Below are 26,375 nucleotides of genomic sequence, written 5' to 3' on the forward strand. Positions count from 1 at the left end.
GAAGGGTGGAACCACGAATTTATTCCTCGTCCCTTTATTGGGACGGGGATTTTTTGCGTTCTGCACCACATGAAAAGGAGAGATTCGTATGATTCAATTGATTTATCCAGACGGCGCTGTTAAGGAGTTTGAACAAGGCACAACGATGGAAGATGTTGCTCAGTCAATCAGTCCAGGACTTCGAAAAAAAGCGCTCGCTGCTAAGATCGATGGCAAACTTGTTGATTTGAAAGCACCGCTTGCTGAAGGTGGAAAGATGGAAATCATCACACCCGACGCACCCGACGCACTTGAAATTTTACGTCATTCATCCGCCCATTTGTTAGCGCAAGCTGTGAAACGACTATATCCAGATGCAAAGCTTGGTGTAGGTCCAGTCATTGAAGGTGGATTCTACTACGATATTGATTCGGAGACTGCCATCACATCTGAAGATCTTCCTACAATTGAAAAAGAAATGAAAAAAATCATTAACGAAAATATTGCGATCACACGACACGATGTATCGCGTGACGAAGCCTATGCACGTTTTTCTGAAATTGAGGATCCTTATAAACTCGAATTGCTTGAGGCGATTCCAGCGGATGAACAAGTATCGATTTATGAACAAGGTGAATTCTTCGACCTTTGTCGTGGTGTACACGTCCCATCAACTGGGAAGTTAAAAGAGTTCAAATTATTGAGCGTTGCCGGTGCCTACTGGCGAGGAGACAGTGACAACAAGATGCTTCAGCGTATTTACGGGACTGCATTCTTCACTAAAGAAGATCTGAATGAACATCTTCGTTTACTTGAAGAAGCAAAAGAACGTGACCACCGCAAAATCGGAAAAGAGCTCGACCTGTTTATGAACAACCAAAAAGTTGGTCAAGGTCTCCCGTTATGGCTACCAAAAGGCGCAACAATCCGCCGCATTATCGAGCGTTACATCGTCGACAAAGAAGTACAGCTTGGCTATGATCATGTGTATACTCCAGTCATGGCAAGTGTGGAACTGTACAAGACAAGTGGTCACTGGGATCACTATCAGGAAAACATGTTCCCTGTGATGGCAATGGACAATGAGGAGCTCGTTCTTCGTCCGATGAACTGCCCGCATCACATGATGATTTACAAGAACGGCATTCACTCGTACCGGAACTTGCCGATTCGCATTGCAGAGCTTGGCACAATGCACCGTTACGAGATGTCAGGTGCTCTATCCGGGCTGCAACGCGTTCGCGGCATGACTTTAAATGACGCGCATATCTTCGTTCGTCCAGACCAGATCAAAGAAGAGTTCAAACGCGTTGTTCAATTAATCTTAGAAGTATACAAAGACTTTAACTTAGAAGATTACTCGTTCCGTTTGTCATACCGAGATCCGGCTGACACTGAGAAATACTTCGATGACGATCAAATGTGGGAACGTGCACAAGGGATGTTAAAAGAAGCGATGGACGAGCTTGGCCTTGAGTACTATGAAGCAGAAGGCGAAGCAGCATTCTACGGACCAAAGCTTGATGTCATGGTCAAGACGGCTCTTGGAAAAGAAGAGACGTTGTCGACTGCACAACTTGATTTCCTTCTTCCAGAACGCTTTGACTTGAACTATATCGGAGAAGATGGAAAGCAACATCGCCCAGTCGTTATCCACCGCGGAGTCGTTTCTACTATGGAACGCTTTGTTGCCTTCCTTATTGAAGAGTACAAAGGGGCATTCCCAACATGGTTGGCTCCAGTCCAAGTACAGATTATTCCGGTTTCAAACGAAGTACACCATGACTACGCGAAGCAATTAGAAGAGAAATTCAAATCAAAAGGCTTCCGAGTACACATTGATGACCGTGAAGAGAAACTTGGCTACAAGATTCGTGAGGCCCAGATGCAAAAGATTCCGTACATGCTGGTTCTTGGGGATAAAGAAAAAGAAGCAGGCGAAGTGAACGTCCGTAAATACGGCGAACAAAAATCAGAGAGCATGGCAATTGAAGACTTCTTTGCGCATATTGTAAAAGAAGTGCAGTCATCTGTTGACAACTGATTGTTCAGGTGCTATAGTAAATAAGGTTATTGAATACATGTTTGTGGTATAAGAAGAGGCTGCCCGCTTCTCACCTGTTCGACTCTTTGTTGACTGGTTCGCACAAGAACGACTTTCACATGCAATTTTGCATGTCGTATAGCGGCGGGCAGACAGAGATGTCTGCCCGCTTTTTATATGGGTACAAGTTGTGAATAGCAACTGCACTTCATACCCGACCTTGTATTCGCGATACTATTTGGAGGTGGATTATTATTAGCAAAGACATGTATGTAAACGAAGGCATCCGTGCAAGAGAAATTCGTGTAATTGACCAAAATGGTGATCAGCTTGGACTCAAAACACGTAACGAAGCACTCGAGATTGCTGCTCGCGTTAACTTAGACCTTGTCCTTGTGGCCCCTCAAGCCAAGCCACCTGTTGCTCGTATTATGGATTATGGTAAATTCAAATTCGAACAGCAGAAAAAAGATCGCGAGATTCGTAAAAATCAAAAAATCGTTGTATTGAAAGAGGTTCGTTTGAGCCCGACGATTGACGAACATGATTTCCAAACGAAACTTCGTAATGCCATTAAGTTCCTTGAAAAAGGGGACAAAGTGAAAGCATCGATCCGATTCAAAGGCCGTGCGATTACGCATAAAGAGATTGGACAACGTGTCCTTGATCGTTTTGCAGAAGCATGTGCAGAGGTTTCTACTGTAGAGCAGAAACCGAAAATGGACGGACGCAGCATGTTCTTGGTTTTAGCGCCAAAGAACGAGAAATAAGCATTTAGAAATTGTTTAGGAGGAATTCGACATGCCGAAAATGAAAACTCACCGTGGAGCAGCTAAGCGCTTCAAAAAGACGGGTACTGGTAAACTTAAGCACGACCGTGCATATGGTAGCCACTTATTTGGAAACAAATCTACAAAAGCGAAACGTAAACTTCGCAAGCTTAAAGTAGTTTCTTCAGGCGACTACAAGCGCATCCGCACACTATTAACGTACATGAAGTAATTCGACTATAAATGAAATAGCAGGAGGTTGTTTAATATGCCACGTGTAAAAGGTGGAACAGTAACGCGTCAGCGTCGTAAAAAAGTCATTAAATTAGCTAAAGGATACTACGGTTCAAAACACACACTTTATAAAGTTGCTAACCAAGCAGTTATGAAGTCTGGTATGTACGCATACCGTGACCGTCGTCAAAAGAAACGTGATTTCCGTAAATTATGGATCACACGTATCAACGCGGCAGCACGTTTGAATGGTCTTTCTTACAGCCGTTTAATGTTCGGTCTTAAATTAGCAGGTATCGAAGTTAACCGTAAAATGTTAGCTGACCTAGCTGTAACGGATGCTGCTGCATTCACTCAGTTAGCAGATGCTGCTAAAAAAGCAATGGACAAATAAGTTCAAGCTATGAGCTCTCTTTCCTTTATGGAAGGGGAGCTTTTTTGTTTAGCATTTTATTTAATAGCGCAAGTTGTGCTCCATTCCGGGGCTGCTTTCCGAGGGCGCATCGTGAGTCTCCTCGGCGGAAGAATACGCCTGTGGGGTCTCACGTTCCGCTTTTAATCCCTCCGGAGTCAGCCCCTCCATTGCGCACAACTTGCTCTTGGGGAAAACTAGTTACGAATCAACTCGTAACTTTGTTTTGTTCCTCCGGTAATTTTCCTATACACTAAGTAAAGAAAGGGGGCGTCTAAACATGGAATACATGTGGATCATCGTCGTTGGGATGTCGATCGCTGCACTATTCACAATGCGCCATGACAAACGACAAGCACAAAAAGGAGGGCAGCGTATTCCTGAAAAAACACTGTGGTTGCTCGCAATTCTTGGAGGAGGACCAGGTGCTTACGCGGGGATGCAAATGTTTCGTCATAAGACCAAACATACATCTTTCCGAATCGGATTTTTAATGCTTGCCGTAGCACAACTGTTTCTACTTGTATATCTCTACAATTAAAAAAAGCCCGTTTACACGGACTCTCGGTAACCTTTCATCAACTGTTCGATTGGGTTCTTCCAGCTGATTACGGCATTTGGATAGCTAAGCTGAATCTCTTTTTCAAGGAATAAAAAATCTTCACGCGTCATTCCTTGCAGTTTTGTAGCGTCATGTGCCCAGACAAAAATGGAGACGACGTCGAATGCGTCTTCTGTTGTGCCGAGGTATTTTTCACCTTCAAATAACGCACCTTGGTACGCGATCAAAAAGTTTTTTCGCGCATTTTTACTGTCGTCATAAAAATAGTAGGACTCCTGTTGCACCGCTTCATCCAATTTTCGTTTTGGATCGAGTAAATATCGCATGACTTTATACAATGCGTAGGCGACAACAACTATCAGTACGAGCCGAAATATCATGACACCACTCCCTTTATACATAACCATTCCATTATCTATACGAACCAAAATTGATTTGGTTTCAAACTATTTGAAAAAGGTGTGAAAAACTTTGAATCTCCAATCTTTAGTGAAGATGCAACGAGAATTAGATAGCTATATTGAACAAAAACGTGGTATTGAAGAAGATGTTTTTGACCGAAAAGTGATTGCTCTATTAGTAGAACTTGGAGAACTGGCCAACGAAACGAGAAGTTTCAAGTTTTGGAGTGATAAGGGGCCTTCTGAAAAAGCGATTATTCTCGAAGAATATGTGGATTCGATTCACTTCCTGCTCTCGATAGGAATTGAAAAGTCACTTGCCGATGAGCTCATTGAATGGCCAATCGGAGCAGAATATATGGATGTAAATGAAGCATTTCTAGCGACTTACAAAGGAATTTCGAATTTCCAACAAGTGCCGTCTGCAAAAAACTATACCTCAATATGGGAAGGCTATGCAGAAATTGCACGACTTCTTGGGTTCACAACGGATGAAGTAGTCGAGGCGTACCACGCCAAAAATGAAGTAAATTATACTAGACAACAGACAGGATACTAACTTGTTGTTTACATTCTATTCAGTCTTTTCGTATAATGGGAATAGATTGTTTAGGAGGTCGAAATAATGACGAAGCTAGATGAAACATTGACAATGCTAAAAGATTTAACAGATGCACGCGGAATTCCAGGCAATGAGCGTGAAGCACGAGAGGTTATGGAAAAGTACATCACGCCATTTGCTGATGAAATTTCATATGACAATTTAGGTAGCTTGATTGCGAAAAAAACTGGTTCTACAGAAGATGGACCGAAAATCATGGTCGCAGGTCACTTAGATGAAGTTGGCTTTATGGTATCTCGTATCGACGACAAAGGATTCTTATTTTTCCAACCAGTAGGTGGATGGTGGAATCAAGTCATGCTTGCTCAGCGTGTGACGATTGTTACGCGTAAAAAAGGGGACATTACTGGGGTCATCGGATCAAAACCGCCTCACATCTTATCACCAGAAGCTCGTAAAAAGCCAGTAGATATCAAAGATATGTTTATTGATATCGGTGCCTCTTCTAAAGAGGAAGCAATGTCTTGGGGTGTATTACCAGGAGACATGATTGTACCTTATTTCGAATTCCACGTGATGAACAATGAGAAATTGCTTCTTGCAAAAGCATGGGATAACCGTATCGGCTGTGCCATTGCGATTGATGTTTTAAAAGGCCTTCAAGATCAACAACATCCAAACACGGTCTACGGTGTTGGAACAGTGCAAGAAGAAGTGGGTCTACGTGGTGCGAAAACTGCAGCTATGAAAGTGCAACCAGATATCGCATTCGCAGTTGACGTCGGTATCGCAGGTGACACACCTGGTGTTACACCAAAAGAATCAACGTCAAAAATGGGAGAAGGTCCTCAGATCGTCCTGTTCGACGCTTCTATGGTCTCTCACAAAGGATTGCGTGACCTAGTTGTTGACACAGCAGATGAAGCAGGTATCCCGTACCAGTTCGAAACAATTGCTGGAGGCGGTACAGATGCAGGTGCAATTCATTTGACGATGAATGGAGTACCAGCAGTTGCAATCGGTGTTGCGACACGTTACATTCACTCGCATGCAGGTATTTTGCATCGTGACGATTACGAAAATGCTGTGAAATTGATTGTTGAAGTCATTAAAAAATTGGATAAAGATACGGTTGAGACATTGAAGTTCAACTAATAGAAGTTTAACCCCTGGGTTACACGAAAGCGAGTTCGCTCCCTTTTGTGATAACTGCAGGGGTTATTTTATTTCATGCATTGACATACACTGTTATGTATATTTATAATATAAAGTACATGAATATACATTTTAGGGAGATGAGGCAATATGAAGTTGTTAGAATGGGTGAACATTAAACCTATAGAGAGTTTGAAAGGGAAGGATCTGTTGACACTTTTTGATTACTCAACTGAAGAAGTAAAAGAACTTCTTGAACTAGCAATAAATCTGAAGTTTTTAACAAAAGAAGAAAAATGCCCTCCACTTCTTGCAGGGAAGACACTTGGAATGATTTTTGAGAAGCATTCGACACGCACGCGTATTTCATTTGAAGTAGGCATGCAACAGTTAGGAGGGCATGGTATGTTTATGCATTCTCGGGATTTACAAATCGGACGCGGAGAGAGCATTCCAGATACTGCGAAAGTATTATCCGGTTACTTAGACGGTATTATGATTCGTGCAAATTCCCACGAGATGGTAGAAGAACTTGCAGAGCATGCGTCGATTCCAGTAATCAATGGGTTGACTGATTTGTTTCACCCGTGCCAAGCACTTGCCGATCTTCTCACTCTTCAAGAAGTTAAAGGAGGACTTGCAGGGAAAAAACTTGCGTATATCGGAGATGGCAACAATGTCGCGCACTCTTTAGCCATTGCCGCAGCGCACATGGGGATGCATATTCATATCGCATCTCCGAAAGGGTATGAACCTGTTGAGTGGATCAGTGAAAAGATCTCAAAACTTGCCATTACCAATGGAGGGTCATACGCAGTGACAAGCAATCCTGTGGAAGCTGTGAAATCTGCCGACTGTATCTACACAGATGTGTGGACATCGATGGGACAGGAACAAGAAGCGGAAGCACGACTTGCAGCATTTGAACAATTCCAAGTAAATGATCACTTAGTTGCGCATGCAAAGTCGGATTATGTATTTTTACACTGTCTTCCTGCGCACCGCGAAGAAGAAGTGACAGCGAGTGTGATAGATGGACCGAATTCTTATGTATTCCAACAAGCTGAAAATCGTTTACATGCACAAAAGGCAGTACTAGCCTCACTCTTATAATTTCTAAAACGGCAGGTGTCCGCTATAGAACATTCGTGCCAGAGGGCATAAAAATAAGTACATAAAAATGGCCCGGGAGACGCTGGACCATTTTTTAATGGATTGTTTTTTCAAGCAATTTAACAGCATCCTCGATCATCGAGTAGATGTCTTCGGAAGTGGAACCTGCGACACTTGAAGAGATTGATTCGCGAATTTGAAAAGCCATTTCATCATCCCTCCGTTTCCTGTATAGTATGTTTTCTGATAGTCTTTTTTATACAAAAAGGTATGATACACTGAAAGAAAAAATAGGAGGCTTTTATGAAGCGCATCGAATCAAAAAGCAATGCACTCGTCAAGCATTGGAAGAAGCTTGTAACTGTTCGCAAAGAACGTGAAAAAACAAAAGAATTTCTTGTAGAAGGTCATCATTTAGTAGAAGAAGCACTCAAGGTGTCTGGTATGGTCAAACACATTATGATTGGCGACCATGCTACTCTCGATCATAAATGGCAGACCGAGGACATTCAACTGCTTGAAATCAGTCCAGAAGTTGTCCAGGAACTAGCAGATACGGAACATACACAAGGGATTTTCGCACATTGCCAACAACCTGCATATAAGCTCGCACTCAGCGCATGGTCTCGTGTATTGCTGATTGACGCTGTGCAAGACCCAGGAAATGTCGGAACTATGATCCGTACGGCAGATGCAGCAGGAGTGGATGCTGTGATTTTAGGCAAAGGAAGTGCAGATGCATTTAATCCGAAAACCCTGCGTTCAGCACAAGGCTCAACATTCCATTTACCTGTTCTGAAAGCGGACCTCGAAGACTGGATCGCCAATTTAGCAGATGAAGGATTTGTCTTGATTGGAACTGCTCTAGAAGGTGCCAAGAATTATAAAGATGTCGAACCTTCTGACAAAATGGCGTTCATCTTAGGAAATGAAGGAGCAGGCGTGCAAGCGAACCTTTTAGAACAAGTGGATGCACGCGTGAAAATTCCGATTTATGGACAGGCAGAGTCGTTGAATGTAGCCATTGCCTCTGCCATCGTACTCTATCACTTCGCTGAAAAAGCTTGATATTCCTAGAACTGACTCGTATAATGAGTATGAAAATACAACAGCAATGACCGGGAAAAGTATAAGAAGAGCACAATGGCTCAGGGAGAATGTGGCTAGACTGAAACCACTTCCCATTGTCTTCTTAGAAGTTCACCCCAGGTAGCTGCCACTTGGACCAGAAATGTAAAGGTGGCCGGTTCCGAGCCGTTATTCGTTTGAGTGATGATGCTTTGAGCATGATAACTAGGGTGGTACCGCGATGATAACTCGTCCCTTTTTGGGGCGAGTTTTTTGTTTTGTCAAAATAAGGAGGAATCGACAATGGAAGCACAACTTTCCGCGTTAAAACAAGAAGTTCTTGAAAAAATCCAAGCCGCTTCAACAGTCAAAGAATTACAAGACGTCCGTGTAGCTTATCTCGGAAAAAAAGGGCCTATCACGGATCTATTAAAAGGCATGGGGAAACTTCCTGCTGAAGAACGACCGAAGATGGGGGCGCTTGTTAATGAGATGCGCCAAGAAGTCACGGCTGTTTTAGATGCACGTATGACAGAACTTGAAGCGGCTGCAGTGGAAGCGCAACTTGCGAATGAGACAATCGACGTCACGTTACCAGGTCGTCCTGTACAAATCGGGAATCACCATCCATTAACAAAAGTCATCGAAGAAATTGAAGACTTGTTCATCGGTATGGGCTATGAAATCGCAGAAGGACCAGAAGTAGAGAAAGACTACTATAACTTTGAAGCACTGAACCTTCCAAAAGGTCACCCAGCACGTGATATGCAAGACTCGTTCTATATTTCAGAAGAGCTTTTATTACGTACACATACGTCACCCGTGCAAGCACGTACGATGGAAAAGAAAAAAGGGGAGCCGATTCGCATCATCTGTCCAGGTAAGGTATTCCGACGTGACAACGATGACGCAACACACTCACACCAGTTCATGCAGATTGAAGGACTTGTCATTGGCGAAAATATTCGCATGACGGACTTAAAAGGAACACTCGACTTACTCGGCAAGAAAATGTTCGGCTCAAACCGTGAAATTCGTCTACGCCCAAGCTTCTTCCCGTTCACAGAGCCATCCGTTGAAATGGATATCTCGTGTTTCAAATGTGGCGGTTCAGGATGTTCTGTATGTAAGCGCACTGGCTGGATTGAGATTTTAGGGGCCGGAATGGTACACCCGAATGTTTTAGAGATGGCAGGATACGACCCGGAGAAAGTATCGGGATTTGCATTCGGAATCGGAGCAGAGCGTATTGCGATGCTGAAATACGGAGTCGAAGATATTCGTCACTTCTATACAAACGATATGCGGTTCATTCAACAGTTTGAACGCACGGAAGGGTAAGGTGGAAAGCATATGTTAGTATCACTAAATTGGTTAGCAAACTACGTCGATCTTTCAGGCGAAAACCCGTCTGAACTCGCTGAAAAAATTACGCGTTCTGGCATTGAAGTCGATGCACTCGAAGTTCGTTCACAAGATATGAAAAATATTGTGGTTGGGCATGTTGTTTCCAAAGAGAAGCACCCGGAAGCAGATAAATTAAACATCTGCCAAGTCAATGTAGGAGCAGACGAATTGTCGCAAATCGTGTGTGGCGCACCAAACGTCGATGCAGGACAAAAAGTCATAGTCGCCGTTCCAGGCGCACGTCTACCAGGCGGTTTCAAAATTAAAAAAGCAAAATTACGTGGGCAAGAATCGCATGGTATGATCTGTTCGCTTCAAGAGTTAGGCATCGAAGGGAAAGCAGTACCAAAAGCATTTGCAGATGGCATTTTTGTATTGCCGGAAGAGGCGGAAATCGGAGCAGATGCGCTTGAGTATTTATCACTCCACGACACAGTGTTGGAGCTCGGCTTGACTCCAAACCGTGCAGACGCGATGAGCATGCTTGGTGTGGCCTATGAAGTAGCAGCGATTTTAGGGAAAGACGTGAAACTTCCAGAAATTAGCTACACAGAAGGCTCTGAAAAAGCGGCAGATTACTTAGCATTAGAGGTGCAGGCGAAAGACGCAAACCCTTACTATAGTGCAAAAGTCATTAAAGATGTCCAAGTCGGACCATCCCCACAATGGCTACAAAACCGTTTGATGGCGGTTGGTGTACGTCCACACAACAATGTTGTTGACGTCACGAACTATGTCTTGATGGAATATGGTCAGCCACTACATGCGTTTGACTATGACCGATTGGAAACGAAAAAAATCGTTGTTCGTATGGCATCGGAAGGCGAAAAAATCACAACGCTCGATGATCAAGAACGCACGCTTGCGGAGACGGACCTTGTGATTACAAATGGTGAAGTACCTGTTGCAGTTGCGGGTGTCATGGGCGGTGCAAATAGTGAAGTAAGTGACGAGACGACAACGATCGTTCTTGAGTCTGCTTATTTCACAGGCAGTTTTGTTCGTCAAACGTCGAAGAAACTTGGCCTTCGTTCGGATGCATCGGCACGTTTTGAAAAAGGTGTCGACCCGAACCGTGTAGAAGCAGCAGCAGAGCGAGCGGCACAACTACTTGCAGAACTTGCGGGTGGAACAGTGTTAACAGGCTCAGTTGTTGTCGATGAACTCGATAAAACACCGAAAAAAGTCATAGTGTCTCCAGACTTCATAAACGAACGTTTAGGGATGAAAATCTCATTGGATGAAATGCAGCACATTTTGACACGTCTACAATTCCCGTTTGAGGTTGCAAACGGCTTGTTCTATATTGACGCCCCAACTCGTCGCCAAGATATCGTCATTCCAGAAGATATCGTCGAAGAGATTGCGCGTATGTACGGCTATGATCGCATTCCGATGACTCTTCCAGAAGGCGCACATCAAGCAGGTGGGTTGTCACCTTACCAAGCAAAGCGTCGTCTTGTGCGTCAAACACTTGAGGGGGCTGGCCTCTATCAAGCTGTAACATACTCATTAACGTCCCATGAGCAGTCGCAAAAGTTTGCATTGCACCAAGCAGACGTAACAAAGTTATTGATGCCGATGTCAGAAGAACGCAGCACCCTTCGTCAAAGTTTAATTCCTCACTTAATTGAAGCGGCGAGCTACAATGTTGCACGCCGTGTTGAGAGTGTTGCGCTTTATGAAGTAGGTTCAGTCTTCCTAGACAATGGTGTGGACGAGCTTCCTACTGAAATCGAGCATGTGGCTGGAATCGTGACAGGTCTTTGGGTAGATCACATGTGGCAAGGTGAGAAAAAGCCAGTTGATTTCTTCGTTGTAAAAGGTATCGTGGAAGCTCTTGCTGCAAAATTAGGCGTGACACTTTCCTACACACAAGCGAAGATGGACGGCTTGCACCCTGGTCGCACAGCAGAAATCTTTTTAGGGGAAGAGCTAGTGGGCTTCATCGGTCAATTGCACCCGAATGAACAAAAGCGCGTTGATTTGAAAGATACGTTTGTATTCGAATTAAACTTGGAGCGATTGATTACTGAACAGAAACCAACAATTAGCTACACGCCAGTTTCGCGTTTCCCAGCAATCACACGTGATATTGCATTAGTTGTGGACCGTGCATTGCCGGCGTCAACGCTTGAAACGATTATTCGTGGTTCGGGTGGTCGCTTAGTTTCAGCAGTTCGTCTGTTTGATTTGTACCAAGGGGAGAAGATGGCAGATGATAAGAAGTCTGTTGCATTCTCAATCACATATCAAGATGCGGAGCGTACGTTGACGGATGAAGAAGTTGTGGCGGCACACGATAAAGTAGTCGCTGCTCTAGCATCAGAAGCAAATGCGGAACTACGCGGATAAGTTTTAGAGTGAAATCCTGTTGAATCTTTTCCTAGTAAGGGCTTTATGACTTGAGGGCTGATTGTAATCAGCCCTTTTTCTAGTGGTTGGGGAGAAAAAGAGTAGGTTTAGGGGAAGTAGTGAAGGGTTTATAACAAGAAAAGTTGGTAGCTTGAAAACTGAGCGACCGTTCTTCTACCGAAAATGAAATTTCTTCTACCGAAATGCAGTTTTATTGTACCCAAAGTGTAATTTATTCTACCCAAGTCTAGATTTCTTCTACCGAAGTCGTTTTATGGAAACTAATTCGCACTTCTTAGTATAGAAAATAGCACCCTCTAAATCAGAAGGTGCTGTTTATCAATGTTTCAACTTCTCAGCGATCTTAATAGCCTTCTGTGTGTTCGCGAAATGCGCCTTTGTCAACGTCTTTAAATACGCCAATCCTTTCTTGTGGAGAATCCGTGCAGCAACCTCATCAACTTTTGCCCCGGCGCCTTTCGGAATTGTGACGCCGACCTGCTGAGACAACTTGTCCATCTCCTCTAAAAACGCATTGCGCGCTAAAATAGAGGCGGCAGCAACAGCAACATGCAGACCTTCTGCTTTTGTGGCGAAATACACATTCTCTTCGATGATTTCCTTTTGCTTCGCGATATGACGATAATAGATACTTTTCTCCGCAAACTGATCAATCAAAATTGCATCTGGTTTTTCATCACCGAGTTTCCGCAAGACGTGTTTTAATGCTTGATTGTGCAACAACGCTTTGATTTTACCCTGCGACCATTTTTTGTCAGTCGCATCATTATACTTGGCCATGGGAAGGATAAGAATACTGTGGGTAAAGGCTGCTTTAATATCCGGTGCAACCTTTCGTATGAATGCATCGTTCAATTGTTTAGAGTCTTTGCACCCAAGTTCTTCGGCAAGCGAAATTTTATCGGCAGGAATATAGCATGCTGCAACAGTGATGGGTCCGAAAAAGTCACCCGTACCTGTCTCATCAGATCCGATAACGGACAATTTATGAAAACCTTCTGGCAGCAAATTCGACTGAATAGGTTCAGACGACGTAAAAGCTTGCCACTGTTCTGCTTCACGCGTGGCACCGTCTCCTTGAAACATCACTTTTCCAGACTTGTAAACGCTGATGCGTGTGTCTGGAAGCTTAGCGGCAAATACCATTCCAGGAGCTTTAGCAGGAATTGCGTGCAAATCATACTGCGAAATCAAATGATTTATTTGGGATTTATCTAATACGATGACAATGTTTGACATAGCTATGTTCCTTTCTTTCCATCTCTCTCCACTTCATGGTATCATAGTTATTAGGATTTTCTGAGGAGGTCTTGTCTTTGTCAGATCAAACAATTACACGAGTAGCTGTGGATATTTACGGTACTACATACAAAATGGCAGGGTACGAGCCAGCAGGACATATGCGTTTAGTCGCGACGATGGTCGATGATAAAATGCGTGAGATCCAATCGGCAAATCCAAGTCTTGACACGGCAAAGCTTGCCGTACTAACAGCCGTCAATACGATGCACGACTATTTAAAAGTGAAAGAACAACTAGAAGAACTTGAACAGCAATTGAAACAGTTAAAGGGCGGTCTAAATGATTGATATTTTATTACTGATTATTCTTGTTGGAGGCATCATAGTAGGGGCAAAGCGTGGACTGATTGTACAATTGATCCATATGATTGGATTCGTCGTCGCTTTGATTGTTGCCTTCAAGTATTACAAACCTCTCGCAGAAAAGTTTGTGCTGTGGGTTCCATTCCCAGCCATCACATCGAACTCGCAATTATCATTTGCAGTGGAAGCACTAGATCTTGATCAAACGTTTTATCGTATCATTGCATTTGCACTTATTTTCTTTATTGTAAAATTTGCCTTACAAATCGTTGCCTCTATGTTTGATTTCCTTAAGTTTTTACCAGTGCTCGGACAAATCAGCAGTATTTTAGGTGCGATTTTAGGATTTATCGAAATTTACTTCCTACTATTTGTATTGCTGTATGTACTAGCGCTACTGCCTGTAGACATGATTCAGACGGCAATCGGTGGGTCAGCAATCGCTAATTTTGTTTTAGAAAATACACCTTTCTTATCAGAGGCGGTGAAGGACTGGTGGTATATCTACCAGGAGAACCGTTCCGCATAACGAATCAAAAACTTCTCTCGCCAGTTGGGAGGAGTTTTTCTCGCTTTTACGACAAAGGAGTGGTACGTCATGGATAAAAAAACAATCATTCGCGCACTTGAGCGCATTGCACTTCTAATGGAACTGCAAGGAGAGAACCCGTTTAAAGTCAGTGCTTTTCGTAAAGCGGCACAAACATTAGAACTGGATTCTCGAAGCCTCTCCGAGATGGAGGATCTGACAAAGTTAAAAGGTATTGGCGCCGCTACCGGAGGCGTGATTACCGACTTATTAAACGACGGAGAGTCGATTCTGTTAAAAGAGCTCGAGGAAAAAGTACCACAAGGTTTAGTGGAGATGTTGCAAATCCCTGGAATGGGAGGCAAAAAAATTGCCAAACTGCACGCAGAACTAGGTATTGAAACACTTGAAGGACTGCGTGAAGCTTGCGAGAAGAACGAAGTCCAGGCCCTAGCAGGTTTCGGTAAAAAGACAGAAGAAAAGATTTTAAAAGAGCTCGACCAACTTGCAAGCCGCCCAGACCGGTATCCGATTTGGAAACTTGAACCGATTGTGGCGCACATTGAATCACTGTTACACAATCATGAAGCCGTCTCACGTGCATCTGTTGCGGGTTCATTCCGACGCACGAAAGAGACGAGTAAAGACCTCGACTTCGTCATTGCAACGACAGATGTCCCAGCAGTCAAGGAACTGCTGAAAGAAACATTAGATATCGAAGAAATGATTGCCAATGGAGATACGAAAATGTCGGTAGCACTTGCTAAACCGGAACGCGTGGATGTTGATTTCCGATTTGTGAAAGACGAAGAGTTTGTCTCGACACTGCATCACTTCACCGGCTCGAAAGACCACAATATTCGGATTCGTCAACTCGCGAAAGAGCGCGACTGGAAGATCAGTGAATACGGAGTGGAAAAAGAAGATGGGTCGGTGACGACATACGAATCAGAAGCAGCATTCTTCGCAGACTTCAATTTGTCATTCATTCCACCGAGCGTCCGGGAGTCCGGGCAAGAACTCGATAAACTCGATCTACTTGACGAGCTTGTGCAATTAGAAGACATAAAATCAGACTTACACATGCATACGACATGGTCAGATGGTGCCCATTCATTAGAAGAAATGATTGAGGGATGCCTAGCAAAAGACTATGAACTAATGGTCATAACGGATCATTCGCGCTATCTGCGGGTCGCGAACGGATTGACTCCTGAACGACTACGTGAGCAAAACAAAAAAATTAAAGAACTCCAAAAGTCATATCCCGGTATTCATATCTTATCTGGAACGGAGATGGACATATTACCGGATGGAACACTCGACTTTGAGGACGAACTCCTGGCAGAACTTGATTATGTCATTGCATCGATTCATTCTAGCTTTTCGCAACCACAAGAGAAAATTATGGAACGCTTATATGCAGCAATCTCGAACCCCAATGTCGACATGATTGCGCACCCGACAGGTCGAATAGTCGGAGAACGTCCGGGATACGAGCCGGATGTAGAACAACTCTTACACTGGGCAAAAGAGTTCGATAAGATTGTCGAATTAAACGCAAATCCATACCGATTAGACCTTGCAGTGAATTGGTTAGAGCGCGCACAAGAGTTAGAGGTGAAAGTGGCAATCAATACAGATGCCCATCATCTTGACCATTTACGCTTTATGGATATCGGTGTACGTCATGCGCAAAAAGCATGGCTGAAAAAAGAATTGATCGTCAACACCTGGGAACCCAAACAACTACTCGACTATTTAGCTCGTAAGTAAAAGGAGGCGCACAATGATTACAGAAAAAGCGCTGAAGACTTTAGAATTTCCGAAAGTAATTGAACACGTCAAAACCTATACGACCTCTTCCGTCGGAAAGGCAATGATTGAAGAGTTAAAACCTTCAACAGATTTTTCGGAAATTGAACAGTGGACAGAAGAAACAGATGAAGCTTTAGCAGTTTTACGCGTGAAAGGCAACGTGCCACTAGGCGGTTTGTTTGATATTCGCCCGCATGCCCGCCGTGCGCAAATCGGTGGAATTTTGAGTGCAACAGAGCTTATGGAGATTGCCTCCACGATCCGAGCGAGTAAAATTATTCGCCGCTTCATAGAAGATGTGCGAGGTGCAGAAGACTTCTCCGTAAAGCACCTACACGGATATACAGAAAGTATTCCAGTCTTGACAGAGCTTGAACATGAAATCAACGCGTGCGTGGATGAAAATGGAATGGTGCTAGACTCCGCGAGTCAAACACTACGCTCGATCCGGTCACAACTGCGCACGGCTGTCCAGCGCATTCGAGAAAAACTGGATAGTTATACACGTGGTCAAAATGCCACGAAGATGTTATCCGATGCAATTGTAACGATTCGTAATGATCGCTACGTAATTCCTGTCAAAGCAGAATACCGCAGTCACTACGGCGGCATTGTCCATGATCAATCTTCATCAGGACAAACATTGTTCATCGAGCCAAACGCTGTTGTGCAGTTAAATAACGACGCGCGAGCACTGCGTGTGAAAGAACAAGAAGAAATTGAACGCATTTTAAAAGAACTGACGTTACAAGTCGAGATTGTGGCATCTGATTTATTCCATCTTGTCAAAACAATGGCTACACTTGATACAATTTTTGCAAAAGCGAAATACGGGACGGCTGAAAACTGTACGCGACCTCTCATTAATCAAGAAGGACGCATTCGATTAGTACGCGCGCGCCATCCACTCATTTCTAAAAGTGAAGCGGTCGCAAATACAATTGAGTTTGGGGATCCTGACACAGCAGTTGTCATTACCGGCCCAAATACAGGAGGAAAGACCGTTACCTTAAAAACAGTCGGACTGTGCACACTGATGGCGCAAAGTGGTATCCCGATTCCAGCATTAGACGGTTCCGAAGTCGCTATTTTTGAATCGATTTTTGCAGACATCGGGGATGAGCAATCCATTGAGCAGAGTTTAAGTACATTCTCCTCCCATATGGTCAATATTGTAGACATCTTAAAGAAATTTGATGACAAATCCCTCATTCTTTTTGATGAGTTAGGTGCGGGGACTGATCCGCAGGAAGGGGCGGCACTGGCCATCTCTATCTTGGACGAAGTGCATGGAAAAGGTGCACGCGTGATGGCGACAACGCACTACCCTGAATTGAAAGCGTACGGCTACAACCGGCCGGGTGTTGTCAATGCTAGTGTGGAATTCGATGTCGAGACGCTTAGTCCGACCTACAAACTCTTACTAGGCGTTCCGGGGCGAAGTAATGCTTTTGAAATCTCCAAACGACTTGGACTTCCACATCACATCATTCAACATGCTGAAAGCTTTACGGGAACAGACCGTAGTGAAGTCGATACGATGATTGCTTCGTTGGAAGAAAGCCGCAAACGGGCAGAACAAGATGCAGATGAAACAAAACGTATTTTAAAAGAGTCAGAGCAATTGAAGCGTCAACTTGCTGAAGAACTTGCAGCCTATGAAGGGAAGAAAGAGCAATTAGCAGAGAAAGCGCGTGAAAAAGCGCGCAAAATTGTGGAAGACGCGCGCCGTGAGTCTGAAGCAGTTGTACAAGAACTTCGGGAGCTTCAAAAACAAGCAGCTGCTGGTGTGAAAGAACATGAACTCATTGACGCTCGAAAACGTTTAGAAAATGCTCTTCCTACAAATCCAGTGCTAAAAAAAGAAAAACAAAAGAAGCAGCGCGCAGAAAACTTGCAAGCTGGAGACGAAGTAAAAGTGTTGTCATTCGGTCAAAAAGGAACGTTGCTTGAAAAAGTCTCAGCTACTGAATGGGCGGTTCAAATCGGTGTGCTGAAAATGAAGTTGAATGAGTCTGACCTTGAGTATATGAAGCCGGACAAACCACTCAAAACTGTTTCCGTGCATAACGTTGCGGGACGTTCGGCTGGTGGTGTTAAATTAGAGCTTGATTTACGAGGCGAACGCTATGAAGATGCCCTGCTTCGAACAGAGAAATATTTAGATGATGCAGTGCTTGCCAACTATCCGCGTGTGTCAATCATTCACGGAAAAGGGACTGGAGCACTTCGAACAGGGATTCAACAGATGTTGAAGAAGGATCGTCGTGTAAAAAGCTATCGTTTTGGTGAAGCAGGCGAAGGTGGATATGGTGTGACAATCGTTGAATTAAAATAAATGAAACCTCTCACGAACTAAAACGTACATCTATGAAACAGTCAAAAGTAGAGGGGAATCGGTGTGACACTTTTATCATTTTGGAAACACCCACTTGTAGAATCAGCAGGTTATTTTAGTGTCGTGATCTTATGCCTTATTATTGCGATGGTTCTATTTGAAGTGGTCACGAAGTACGATAATTGGAAAGAAATTAAAAATGGGAACATAGCTGTTGCTATGGCGACTGGTGGGAAGATATTTGGTGTAGCAAATATCTTTCGCTTTTCCATCGAAAAGCATGCGTCTTTTTTAGAGATGATTGGATGGGGAACATTTGGATTTGCACTTCTCATCATCGCGTATTGGTTATTTGAATTTCTCACCCCATCCTTCAATGTCGATCAAGAAATCGAAAAAGACAATCGCTCGGTCGGTTTCATTTCCTTTATACTATCGGTCGGTTTATCCTTTGTCATTGGGGCCAGTATCTCAAACTAGGAGTGACGTATGGAAAAGTTAGCTAAAGTTTTACTTGTAGTAAGTGTATTATTTATAGCAGTTGGTATATATTACGTATTTTTGCGCTAAACGACAAGGATTGCCTAGAATTCATTGAAATCAAGGCGATTCTTGTTATTTTTTTGATAGAATTCATGAAAAACTTGATAAATTCATTGAATACCCATTCATTTTTTCATATACTAAAGTTAGGAATATTCACGCTATTCTAATCAAGGGGGTCTTCACATGGCAGAAAAGATATGGTTAAAGCACTACCCAGAACAAATTCCGCACACGTTAACGTATGAAGAAATACCGATTCAAGAGTTTTTAACAAGATCTGCAACAAAATTCCCATCCAACACGGCGATTCATTTCATGGGGAAAGAGATGAATTACCAAGAACTATATGAGTCATCATTAAAGTTTGCAAACTACTTACAAACACTTGGCATTGAAAAAGGGGATCGTGTAGCGATCATGCTGCCAAACTGTCCACAAGGTGTCATTGCGTATTATGGTATTTTATATGCTGGCGGAATCGTCGTTCAAACGAATCCACTTTATACGGAACGAGAAGCTCAATACCAATTAAAAGATTCCGGTGCAAAAGCCATTATCACACTCGACATTTTATATCCACGTATTTCAAAAATCATGCAAGAGACAGACCTTGAAAACCTCATCATCACGGGAATCAAAGATTATCTTCCGTTCCCTAAAAATATGATTTACCCGTTCATCCAAAAGAAGCAGTACGGGTTCAGCGTAAAAGTAGAACATCGTGGATCCAATCACTTGTTTACAGAAGTCATGAAAGTCGGCAAGGCGGAAAAAATCACGTCTCCCGTCGATTTTGAGAATGACTTAGCGATGTTACAATACACAGGGGGTACAACAGGATTCCCGAAAGGTGTTATGTTGACGCATAAAAATCTTGTCACCAACGTGACAATGTGTAAACATTGGCTATATGAGTGTGAAGACGGCAAAGAGCGTGTAATGGGAATCTTACCATTCTTCCACGTCTATGGAATGACCACAGTCCTCGTCTTGTCGGTAATGCAGGCAAACACGATGATCTTGCTTCCTAAATTTGATGTTGAAACCGCTCTCAAAACAATTGACAAGCAAAAGCCTACTTTATTCCCAGGCGCACCAACCATTTATATTGGTATCTTAAACTCACCAAACTTATCGAAATATGATCTTTCTTCTATTAATGCATGTATCAGTGGCTCGGCCGCTTTACCAGTTGAGATTCAAGAGAAGTTTGAAAGCGTCACGGGTGGACGACTAGTTGAAGGATACGGATTAACAGAAACGTCACCAGTCACACATGCAAATTTGGTGTATACAGATAAGCGTGTGAAAGGCTCTATAGGAATTCCTTGGCCCGACACAGATTCTGCTGTATTCCAAATGGATTCTACAGAACCACTACCAGTCGGAGAAGTAGGAGAAATTGCTGTACGAGGCCCTCAAGTGATGAAGGGATATTGGAACCGCCCAGAAGAGACAGAAATGACACTTCGGGAGGGTTGGTTGCTCACAGGTGACCTTGGCTATATGGATGAAGATGGTTACTTCTATGTAGTAGACCGTAAAAAAGATATGATCATTGCTGGTGGGTTTAATATTTACCCACGCGAAATTGAAGAAGTGCTCTATGAACATGAGGCAATCCAAGAATGTGTGGTTGCTGGAATTCCTGATCCATACCGTGGTGAAACAGTGAAGGCATACATCGTCTTGAAAGAAGGCCATACCATTACAGAAGACGAGCTCAATGAGTATTGCCGTACAAAACTTGCTTCATTCAAAGTACCACGCTTTTATGAATTCCGTGATGAGCTGCCAAAAACAGCTGTCGGGAAGATATTGCGTCGTACATTGATTGAAGAGGAAAAAGAGAAAGTAAAGCAAGCACAAACGAGTTGACAGAAAACAAAATAAATACTACTATAAAAATATGAATGAATAGTCATTCATATTTTTATTTTTGGGGTTGAGATGATGAAGAAGGAAAAACCTAAATACCGACAAATCATTGATGCGGCCATAGTAGTGATTGCCGAGAACGGGTACCATCAATCCCAAGTCTCCAAAATCGCGAAGCAGGCAGGCGTCGCAGATGGCACCATCTATTTGTATTTCAAAAACAAAGAAGACATTTTAATTTCTGTGTTTGATGAAAAGATGGAAATGTTTGCGGATCGTCTACATGAAATCATCGAAGAACCAATCAGTGCATCTGAAAAACTATACAAAATGGTCGAAAATCATTTTACCGTGCTATCTGCGGATCGTCATCTTGCAACAGTGACTCAGTTGGAGCTTCGCCAGTCGAATCTTGCACTTCGTTTACGCATCAACGCAGTGTTAAAAAACTATTTGGTTTTACTCGATACGATACTAAAAGAAGGCATCGCAAACGGAGAATTCGATAAGAATATGGATATTCGCTTAGCGAGACAGATGGTTTTTGGTACAATTGATGAGACAACTACGACATGGGTGATGAACGAATACAAATATAATTTGGTAGCGCTCTCATCAAAAGTCCATCAGTTGTTAGTTAATGCCATCAAAGCTGAATAGGGGATGTGAACGAATGGAATTTCTTTCATGGGAAACTAAAGATCATGTGGCAGTCGTCACATTGAATCGTCCACCAGCAAATGCACTATCACGTCAATTGATTTTAGACATCAATTCGTTTTTAGACGAAGTTGAAAACAATGACGACGTACGCGTAATTGTGTTCAAAGGGAAAGGACGCTTTTTCTCAGCAGGTGCAGACATCAAAGAATTCACGTCAATCACAAGCGGAGAAGAATTTTCAAAACTAGCGAAAAATGGGCAAGACATTTTTGAACGTGTTGAAACATTCTCAAAACCAATCATTGCTGCGATTCATGGAGCAGCACTTGGTGGAGGTCTTGAGTTCGCAATGAGCTGTCACATTCGCATCGTGACGGAAAACGCGAAGCTTGGACTTCCGGAATTGCAGTTAGGTTTGATTCCTGGTTTTGCAGGAACGCAGCGACTTCCACGCTATGTTGGTTTCGCAAAAGCAGCAGAGATGCTCTTAACAAGTGATCCAATTAGTGGTACAGAGGCAGCGCATTATGGGCTTGCAAATCACGCTGTTCCAGAAGAACAGTTTGAGGAAACTGTACATGCGCTGGCAGCTAAAATTGCAAAAAAGAGTCCAGTTGCGATGAAATACGCACTTGAAATGCTCCAATATACAAAAGATGACTCGTATCATAAAGGTGTAGACGCTGAAGCGCATTCTTTTGGAACCGTTTTCGTGTCAGAAGATGCCAAAGAAGGAATTACAGCGTTTTTAGAAAAACGTCAACCAAACTTTAAAGGAAATTAATTCACTTTTGGAGGGAATTCAATGAATATTTATGTTTTAGTTAAACGTACATTCGATACAGAAGAAAAAATCGTCGTTTCTGGTGGCCACATCCAAGAGGACGGTGCAGAATTCATCATCAATCCTTACGATGAGTATGCAATCGAAGAAGCTATTCAAGTCCGTGACGCACACGGCGGCGAAGTAACCGTCATCACAATGGGTGACGAAGAAGCAGAAAAGCAACTACGTACAGCTCTAGCAATGGGTGCTGACAAAGCAGTTTTAATCAATACAGAAGATGTGGAAGAATTGGATCAGTTCAGTGCAGCACACGTGCTAGCGGAATACTTGAAAGACAAAGAGGCAGACCTTATTCTTGCAGGAAACGTCGCGATCGATGGTGGATCAGGTCAAGTAGGTCCTCGTGTTGCAGAATTATTAGGCATTAACTATGTAACGACCATCACAAACCTAGAAATCAATGGAGATACAGTCTCTATCAAACGCGATGTAGAAGGAGACACAGAAGAGCTTGAAACAAAGCTTCCACTTCTTGTGACAGCACAACAAGGATTGAACGAACCACGTTACCCATCTCTTCCAGGTATCATGAAAGCAAAGAAAAAACCTCTTGAAGAGATCGAGTTAGACGATTTAGATATCGACGAAGATGATGTAGAAGCAAAAACAGAAACAATCGAAATCTATCTTCCTCCGAAGAAAGAAGCTGGAAAAGTCTTACAAGGCGACTTACAAGACCAAGTCAAGGAACTTGTCGGCTTACTCCGCACGGAAGCAAAAGTAATCTAAATCTGATTTGAACAACACTGAAGGAGGAACTTAGCATGTCAACGAAAGTACTTGTATTAGCAGAATCCAGTGAAGGATCTTTACGTAACGTTTCATTTGAAGCAATCGCAGCAGGTAAAAAAATCTCAGGTGGCGGAGAAGTTGTCTCAGTTTTACTTGGCGATTCAGTCGGCGACTTGGCAGCTGAACTAGGTGCTTATGGTGCGGACCGCGTCATCACTGTAGAACACCCACATTTAAAACAATATACTTCAGATGGATACGGTCAAGCATTGATGGCTGTTTTCGAACAAGAAAAGCCAGATGCTATCGTATTTGGTCACACAGCTCTTGGAAAAGATTTATCTCCTAAAGTTGCAGCGAAACTACAAGTCGGACTAGTATCCGATGTAACAGATATCGAAGGAGAAGGAGACGACGCAGTATTCGTTCGTCCGATCTACTCTGGTAAAGCGTTCGAAAAAGTAAAATTAAAAGATGAGTTAAAATTCATCACAATCCGTCCAAACAACATCGCGCCTCTTGCGAAAGAAGAAGGCAAGACTGCTGAAGTTGGATCTGTATCAGTAGATATCACGAACTTACGTACAATCATTAAAGAAGTTGTGCGCAAATCAACAGACGGCGTCGATCTTTCGGAAGCGAAAGTTGTTGTAGCGGGTGGTCGTGGTGTGAAGAGTGCAGAAGGTTTTGCGCCATTAAAAGAACTTGCTGACCTATTAGGTGGAGCAGTTGGTGCATCACGCGGAGCATGTGACGCGGATTATGTAGATTACTCATTACAAATCGGTCAAACTGGTAAAGTTGTTACACCTGACTTATACATCGCAGCAGGTATCTCTGGAGCAATCCAGCATTTAGCGGGTATGTCGAACTCTAAAGTCATTGTTGCAATCAACAAAGACCCAGAAGCAAGCATTTTCAAAGTTGCAGATTACGGAATTGTAGGGGATCTTTTCGAAGTCATTCCACTTCTAACAGAAGAGTTCCGCGCAGTTTTATCGAAGTAAACCAATCACTCGGCTTCCTTCACGGAAGCCGAGTTTTATTATTAGGTGGTTCGGGTATCATTTGATATAATCGCATATAGATACAAATGAAGGAGGAATTATCGTGGCAGTTACACACACAACAGATGCAACATTTGCACAAGATACTCAAGAAGGTTTAGTATTAGTAGACTTTTGGGCACCATGGTGTGGACCATGTAAAATGATCGCTCCAGTTCTTGAAGAGCTTGACGGCGAACTATCTGACAAAGTAAAAATTACAAAGTTAGATGTAGATGAGAACCAAGCAACTGCTAGCCAGTTCGGGGTTATGTCGATTCCAACATTGATCCTTTTCAAAGACGGTCAACCAGTCGATAAAGTGGTTGGTTACCAACCAAAAGAAAACCTTGCAAACTTAGTAAACAAACACGCGTAAGTCATAGAGCCGGAGTCCTTAGGGGATTCCGGTTTTTTCAAAGGACCACTCGAACACTTGTACGGAACGCGTGCAGAAAGTAGGTGCACAGATGAACGAACTCGTTCGGCAAAAATCAGAGATCCTTCCCGAACAACCTGGGTGCTATTTGATGAAAGATGGCAACGGAACCATCATTTATGTCGGGAAGGCAAAAGTGTTAAAAAACCGAGTCCGCTCGTATTTCACGGGAACACATAATGGGAAGACTCAGCGACTCGTGCAGGACATCCAAGACTTTGAATACATCGTCACGTCGTCCGACTTAGAAGCACTCATTCTAGAGCTTCATCTAATCAAAAAGCATGACCCTAAATACAATGTCATGCTTAAAGACGACAAGACGTATCCATATATAAAAATTACAGGGGACGCCTACCCACGCATTATTACAACGCGCACAGTACGAAAAGATAACGGGAAATATTTTGGGCCGTATCCGAACGTCTATGCAGCGAATGAGACGCGGAAGCTCTTGGACCGTATTTATCCATTCCGAAAATGTGTGAAGATGCCCGACCGCTTATGCCTCTATTATCATATTGGTCAATGCTTAGGGCCGTGTGTGAAAGAAATCCCACGATCGGAATTCCAGTACATGATTGATGAAGTTTCCAAGTTCTTAAATGGGGGCCATATTAAAGTGCGTACAGAGCTTGAACAGAAGATGATGGCAGCCGCAGAATCTATGGAATACGAGCGTGCAAAAGAATACCGAGATCAAATCGCGCACATCGATACCGTTATGGAAAAACAAAAGATGCAGATGAATGATTTCACCAATCGGGACGTCTTTGGTTACGCTGTCGACAAAGGGTGGATGTGTGTACAAGTCTTCTTCATTCGTCAAGGGAAGCTAATTGAACGCGATGCCTCGATGTTTCCGATATACGGAGAGCCGGAAGAAGAGTTTTTAACATTTATCGGTCGTTTTTATGAGCAGCCGTCCCACATCAAACCGAAAGAACTTCTTGTCCCTAGAACTGTCGATGCGGAAATCATTCACCAGTTATTAGATGTAAAAGTAGCCGTACCGCAACGAGGGAAAAAACTAGAACTTGTGAATTTGGCCATCAATAATGCAGAAGTGGCCTTGAACGAAAAGTTCCATCTAGTCGAGCGTCAAGAAGAACGAACTATTGGGGCAATAGAGCAACTTGGGCTTCATATGGGCATTCCTGCTCCGCGTCGCATTGAAGCATTTGATAACTCCCATATTTACGGGACAGATCCAGTTTCTGCGATGGTCGTCTTTGAGGACGGAAAACCTTTAAGAAAAGAATACCGAAAGTACAAAACAAAGACGGCTGAAAAACATGATGACTACGGAGCGATGCGTGAAGTCATTCGTCGCCGCTATACACGTGTGCTTCGGGAACGTTTGCCTCTTCCGGATTTAATTTTGATTGATGGGGGAAAAGGGCAGATGTCGTCTGCGCGTGAAGTATTAGAAGATGAACTCGGACTAGATATTCCGATTGCAGGGCTTGCGAAAGATTTAAAACACCAAACGGCAGAACTTCTTTACGGAGAGCCTCCGCTTCCTGTTGCCATGAAGCGGACGTCGCAAGAGTTTTATTTGCTGCAACGTATTCAAGACGAAGTGCACCGGTTTGCGATTACATTCCATCGCCAACAACGTCAAAAAAATAGTATCCAATCGATTTTGGATACGATTCCTGGCGTGGGACCAAAGCGCCGTCAACAACTTATGAAGCACTTTGGTTCGGTGAAAAACATGAAAGCAGGTACTGTTGAAGAGTTTATACAAGCAGGTCTTCCGGAGGCGCTTGCTGTTGCGGTTCAAAAAAAATTAACAGAAGAAACATTGCCTTCGCCGGAATAGTGTGCTAAAGTATTCCTAATTTCATAT

General features: G+C 43.2%; 25 protein-coding genes and 1 other annotated feature. Of the genes, 23 read left to right on the forward strand and 2 right to left on the reverse strand.

The window, feature by feature from the left end; genetic code table 11:
- The first annotated feature begins 88 nt into the window (after window positions 1-88).
- The 5 genes from thrS to JOD03_RS07995 all read left to right on the forward strand — a co-directional run bounded on the left by thrS (window position 89) and on the right by JOD03_RS07995 (window position 3,980).
- Window positions 89-2,023, forward strand: coding sequence for a threonine--tRNA ligase (thrS, locus tag JOD03_RS07975; protein WP_204590326.1), 1,935 nt, complete (start codon window positions 89-91; stop codon window positions 2,021-2,023).
- 251 nt (window positions 2,024-2,274) lie between these two features.
- A complete protein-coding gene (gene infC / locus JOD03_RS07980) occupies window positions 2,275-2,793 on the forward strand; it encodes a translation initiation factor IF-3 (RefSeq protein WP_338032455.1) in 519 nt (172 codons plus the stop codon).
- 31 nt (window positions 2,794-2,824) lie between these two features.
- Entirely contained in the window at window positions 2,825-3,025 is a 201-nt protein-coding gene (gene rpmI, locus JOD03_RS07985) for a 50S ribosomal protein L35 (RefSeq protein ID WP_094944135.1), read from the forward strand.
- Between the two features lie 36 nt (window positions 3,026-3,061).
- Window positions 3,062-3,421, forward strand: a complete 360-nt coding sequence (gene rplT / locus JOD03_RS07990) for a 50S ribosomal protein L20 (RefSeq protein WP_094944136.1) — start codon at window positions 3,062-3,064, stop codon at window positions 3,419-3,421.
- Window positions 3,422-3,719: 298 nt separating this feature from the next.
- Complete coding sequence (locus JOD03_RS07995) at window positions 3,720-3,980, forward strand: DUF1294 domain-containing protein (RefSeq protein ID WP_338032453.1); 261 nt, start codon at window positions 3,720-3,722, stop codon at window positions 3,978-3,980.
- Window positions 3,981-3,991: 11 nt separating this feature from the next.
- Here JOD03_RS07995 and JOD03_RS08000 read toward each other — a convergent pair whose 3' ends face one another.
- The gene (locus tag JOD03_RS08000) at window positions 3,992-4,381 is read right to left on the reverse strand and encodes a sigma-w pathway protein ysdB (RefSeq protein ID WP_239584901.1); all 390 of its coding nucleotides are present in this window, start codon (window positions 4,379-4,381) and stop codon (window positions 3,992-3,994) included.
- 91 nt (window positions 4,382-4,472) lie between these two features.
- Between JOD03_RS08000 and JOD03_RS08005 the strand changes: the two genes are divergently transcribed.
- From JOD03_RS08005 to pheT, 6 genes are all read left to right on the forward strand, one after another.
- A complete protein-coding gene (locus JOD03_RS08005; RefSeq protein ID WP_204590328.1) occupies window positions 4,473-4,961 on the forward strand; it encodes a dUTP diphosphatase in 489 nt (162 codons plus the stop codon).
- 66 nt (window positions 4,962-5,027) lie between these two features.
- The gene (locus JOD03_RS08010; RefSeq protein WP_204590329.1) at window positions 5,028-6,119 is read left to right on the forward strand and encodes a M42 family metallopeptidase; all 1,092 of its coding nucleotides are present in this window, start codon (window positions 5,028-5,030) and stop codon (window positions 6,117-6,119) included.
- 150 nt (window positions 6,120-6,269) lie between these two features.
- Entirely contained in the window at window positions 6,270-7,232 is a 963-nt protein-coding gene (gene argF, locus JOD03_RS08015; RefSeq protein WP_204590330.1) for an ornithine carbamoyltransferase, read from the forward strand.
- A gap of 303 nt (window positions 7,233-7,535) precedes the next feature.
- Window positions 7,536-8,300: a TrmH family RNA methyltransferase gene (locus tag JOD03_RS08020; RefSeq protein ID WP_204590331.1), complete on the forward strand. Its 765-nt coding sequence runs from the start codon at window positions 7,536-7,538 to the stop codon at window positions 8,298-8,300.
- A gap of 37 nt (window positions 8,301-8,337) precedes the next feature.
- Window positions 8,338-8,560: a binding site (T-box leader), on the forward strand.
- Window positions 8,561-8,603: 43 nt separating this feature from the next.
- Window positions 8,604-9,641, forward strand: a complete 1,038-nt coding sequence (gene pheS / locus JOD03_RS08025) for a phenylalanine--tRNA ligase subunit alpha (protein ID WP_204590332.1) — start codon at window positions 8,604-8,606, stop codon at window positions 9,639-9,641.
- 12 nt (window positions 9,642-9,653) lie between these two features.
- Window positions 9,654-12,062, forward strand: a complete 2,409-nt coding sequence (pheT, locus tag JOD03_RS08030) for a phenylalanine--tRNA ligase subunit beta (RefSeq protein WP_204590333.1) — start codon at window positions 9,654-9,656, stop codon at window positions 12,060-12,062.
- A gap of 339 nt (window positions 12,063-12,401) precedes the next feature.
- On the opposite strand, the gene rnhC is transcribed toward pheT, so the two are convergent.
- Window positions 12,402-13,322 carry a ribonuclease HIII gene (rnhC, locus tag JOD03_RS08035; RefSeq protein WP_204590334.1) on the reverse strand — a complete coding sequence of 307 codons (921 nt, stop codon included), beginning with the start codon at window positions 13,320-13,322 and terminating at the stop codon, window positions 12,402-12,404.
- A gap of 77 nt (window positions 13,323-13,399) precedes the next feature.
- On the opposite strand from rnhC, the gene zapA reads away from it, so the two are divergent.
- The 12 genes from zapA (at window position 13,400) to uvrC (ending at window position 26,348) form a co-directional block, all read left to right on the forward strand.
- Window positions 13,400-13,672: a cell division protein ZapA gene (gene zapA / locus JOD03_RS08040; protein ID WP_204590335.1), complete on the forward strand. Its 273-nt coding sequence runs from the start codon at window positions 13,400-13,402 to the stop codon at window positions 13,670-13,672.
- Window positions 13,665-14,216: a CvpA family protein gene (locus JOD03_RS08045; protein WP_204590336.1), complete on the forward strand. Its 552-nt coding sequence runs from the start codon at window positions 13,665-13,667 to the stop codon at window positions 14,214-14,216. The genes zapA and JOD03_RS08045 overlap by 8 nt, the downstream gene beginning before the upstream one ends.
- 69 nt (window positions 14,217-14,285) lie before the next feature.
- Window positions 14,286-15,992 (forward strand): DNA polymerase/3'-5' exonuclease PolX, encoded by a 1,707-nt coding sequence (polX, locus tag JOD03_RS08050; protein WP_204590337.1) that lies wholly within the window; start codon window positions 14,286-14,288, stop codon window positions 15,990-15,992.
- A 13-nt stretch (window positions 15,993-16,005) separates the two neighbouring features.
- A complete protein-coding gene (locus JOD03_RS08055; RefSeq protein ID WP_204590338.1) occupies window positions 16,006-18,372 on the forward strand; it encodes an endonuclease MutS2 in 2,367 nt (788 codons plus the stop codon).
- A gap of 63 nt (window positions 18,373-18,435) precedes the next feature.
- Window positions 18,436-18,852 carry a DUF350 domain-containing protein gene (locus JOD03_RS08060; protein WP_204590339.1) on the forward strand — a complete coding sequence of 139 codons (417 nt, stop codon included), beginning with the start codon at window positions 18,436-18,438 and terminating at the stop codon, window positions 18,850-18,852.
- 249 nt (window positions 18,853-19,101) lie between these two features.
- Window positions 19,102-20,796, forward strand: coding sequence for a long-chain-fatty-acid--CoA ligase (locus tag JOD03_RS08065; RefSeq protein WP_204590340.1), 1,695 nt, complete (start codon window positions 19,102-19,104; stop codon window positions 20,794-20,796).
- Window positions 20,797-20,871: 75 nt separating this feature from the next.
- Window positions 20,872-21,456 carry a TetR/AcrR family transcriptional regulator gene (locus JOD03_RS08070; protein ID WP_204590341.1) on the forward strand — a complete coding sequence of 195 codons (585 nt, stop codon included), beginning with the start codon at window positions 20,872-20,874 and terminating at the stop codon, window positions 21,454-21,456.
- Between the two features lie 13 nt (window positions 21,457-21,469).
- Window positions 21,470-22,243, forward strand: a complete 774-nt coding sequence (locus JOD03_RS08075) for an enoyl-CoA hydratase (protein ID WP_204590342.1) — start codon at window positions 21,470-21,472, stop codon at window positions 22,241-22,243.
- 21 nt (window positions 22,244-22,264) lie between these two features.
- Window positions 22,265-23,035 carry an electron transfer flavoprotein subunit beta/FixA family protein gene (locus JOD03_RS08080; protein ID WP_204590343.1) on the forward strand — a complete coding sequence of 257 codons (771 nt, stop codon included), beginning with the start codon at window positions 22,265-22,267 and terminating at the stop codon, window positions 23,033-23,035.
- A 35-nt stretch (window positions 23,036-23,070) separates the two neighbouring features.
- Window positions 23,071-24,045, forward strand: a complete 975-nt coding sequence (locus tag JOD03_RS08085) for an electron transfer flavoprotein subunit alpha/FixB family protein (protein WP_204590344.1) — start codon at window positions 23,071-23,073, stop codon at window positions 24,043-24,045.
- A gap of 103 nt (window positions 24,046-24,148) precedes the next feature.
- Window positions 24,149-24,463 carry a thioredoxin gene (gene trxA, locus JOD03_RS08090; protein WP_204590345.1) on the forward strand — a complete coding sequence of 105 codons (315 nt, stop codon included), beginning with the start codon at window positions 24,149-24,151 and terminating at the stop codon, window positions 24,461-24,463.
- 91 nt (window positions 24,464-24,554) lie between these two features.
- The gene (gene uvrC, locus JOD03_RS08095; protein WP_204590346.1) at window positions 24,555-26,348 is read left to right on the forward strand and encodes an excinuclease ABC subunit UvrC; all 1,794 of its coding nucleotides are present in this window, start codon (window positions 24,555-24,557) and stop codon (window positions 26,346-26,348) included.
- The last annotated feature ends 27 nt before the right edge of the window (window positions 26,349-26,375 follow it).

This window comes from Chryseomicrobium aureum (genome assembly GCF_016909155.1).
Lineage (GTDB): Bacteria > Bacillota > Bacilli > Bacillales_A > Planococcaceae > Chryseomicrobium > Chryseomicrobium aureum.

Bases quoted from the DNA above. Each gene is read 5' to 3' on its own strand.
- rplT (WP_094944136.1), top strand. From the start codon at position 3,062: ATGCCACGTGTAAAAGGTGGAACAGTAACGCGTCAGCGTCGTAAAAAA.
- JOD03_RS08085 (WP_204590344.1), top strand. From the start codon at position 23,071: ATGTCAACGAAAGTACTTGTATTAGCAGAATCCAGTGAAGGATCTTTA.
- pheT (WP_204590333.1), top strand. From the start codon at position 9,654: ATGTTAGTATCACTAAATTGGTTAGCAAACTACGTCGATCTTTCAGGC.
- JOD03_RS08055 (WP_204590338.1), top strand. From the start codon at position 16,006: ATGATTACAGAAAAAGCGCTGAAGACTTTAGAATTTCCGAAAGTAATT.
- JOD03_RS08075 (WP_204590342.1), top strand. From the start codon at position 21,470: ATGGAATTTCTTTCATGGGAAACTAAAGATCATGTGGCAGTCGTCACA.
- pheS (WP_204590332.1), top strand. From the start codon at position 8,604: ATGGAAGCACAACTTTCCGCGTTAAAACAAGAAGTTCTTGAAAAAATC.
- JOD03_RS08080 (WP_204590343.1), top strand. From the start codon at position 22,265: ATGAATATTTATGTTTTAGTTAAACGTACATTCGATACAGAAGAAAAA.
- JOD03_RS08045 (WP_204590336.1), top strand. From the start codon at position 13,665: ATGATTGATATTTTATTACTGATTATTCTTGTTGGAGGCATCATAGTA.
- argF (WP_204590330.1), top strand. From the start codon at position 6,270: ATGAAGTTGTTAGAATGGGTGAACATTAAACCTATAGAGAGTTTGAAA.
- JOD03_RS08020 (WP_204590331.1), top strand. From the start codon at position 7,536: ATGAAGCGCATCGAATCAAAAAGCAATGCACTCGTCAAGCATTGGAAG.
- JOD03_RS08065 (WP_204590340.1), top strand. From the start codon at position 19,102: ATGGCAGAAAAGATATGGTTAAAGCACTACCCAGAACAAATTCCGCAC.
- polX (WP_204590337.1), top strand. From the start codon at position 14,286: ATGGATAAAAAAACAATCATTCGCGCACTTGAGCGCATTGCACTTCTA.
- rpmI (WP_094944135.1), top strand. From the start codon at position 2,825: ATGCCGAAAATGAAAACTCACCGTGGAGCAGCTAAGCGCTTCAAAAAG.
- JOD03_RS07995 (WP_338032453.1), top strand. From the start codon at position 3,720: ATGGAATACATGTGGATCATCGTCGTTGGGATGTCGATCGCTGCACTA.
- thrS (WP_204590326.1), top strand. From the start codon at position 89: ATGATTCAATTGATTTATCCAGACGGCGCTGTTAAGGAGTTTGAACAA.
- JOD03_RS08000 (WP_239584901.1), bottom strand. From the start codon at position 4,381: ATGATATTTCGGCTCGTACTGATAGTTGTTGTCGCCTACGCATTGTAT.
- JOD03_RS08010 (WP_204590329.1), top strand. From the start codon at position 5,028: ATGACGAAGCTAGATGAAACATTGACAATGCTAAAAGATTTAACAGAT.
- rnhC (WP_204590334.1), bottom strand. From the start codon at position 13,322: ATGTCAAACATTGTCATCGTATTAGATAAATCCCAAATAAATCATTTG.
- JOD03_RS08070 (WP_204590341.1), top strand. From the start codon at position 20,872: ATGAAGAAGGAAAAACCTAAATACCGACAAATCATTGATGCGGCCATA.
- uvrC (WP_204590346.1), top strand. From the start codon at position 24,555: ATGAACGAACTCGTTCGGCAAAAATCAGAGATCCTTCCCGAACAACCT.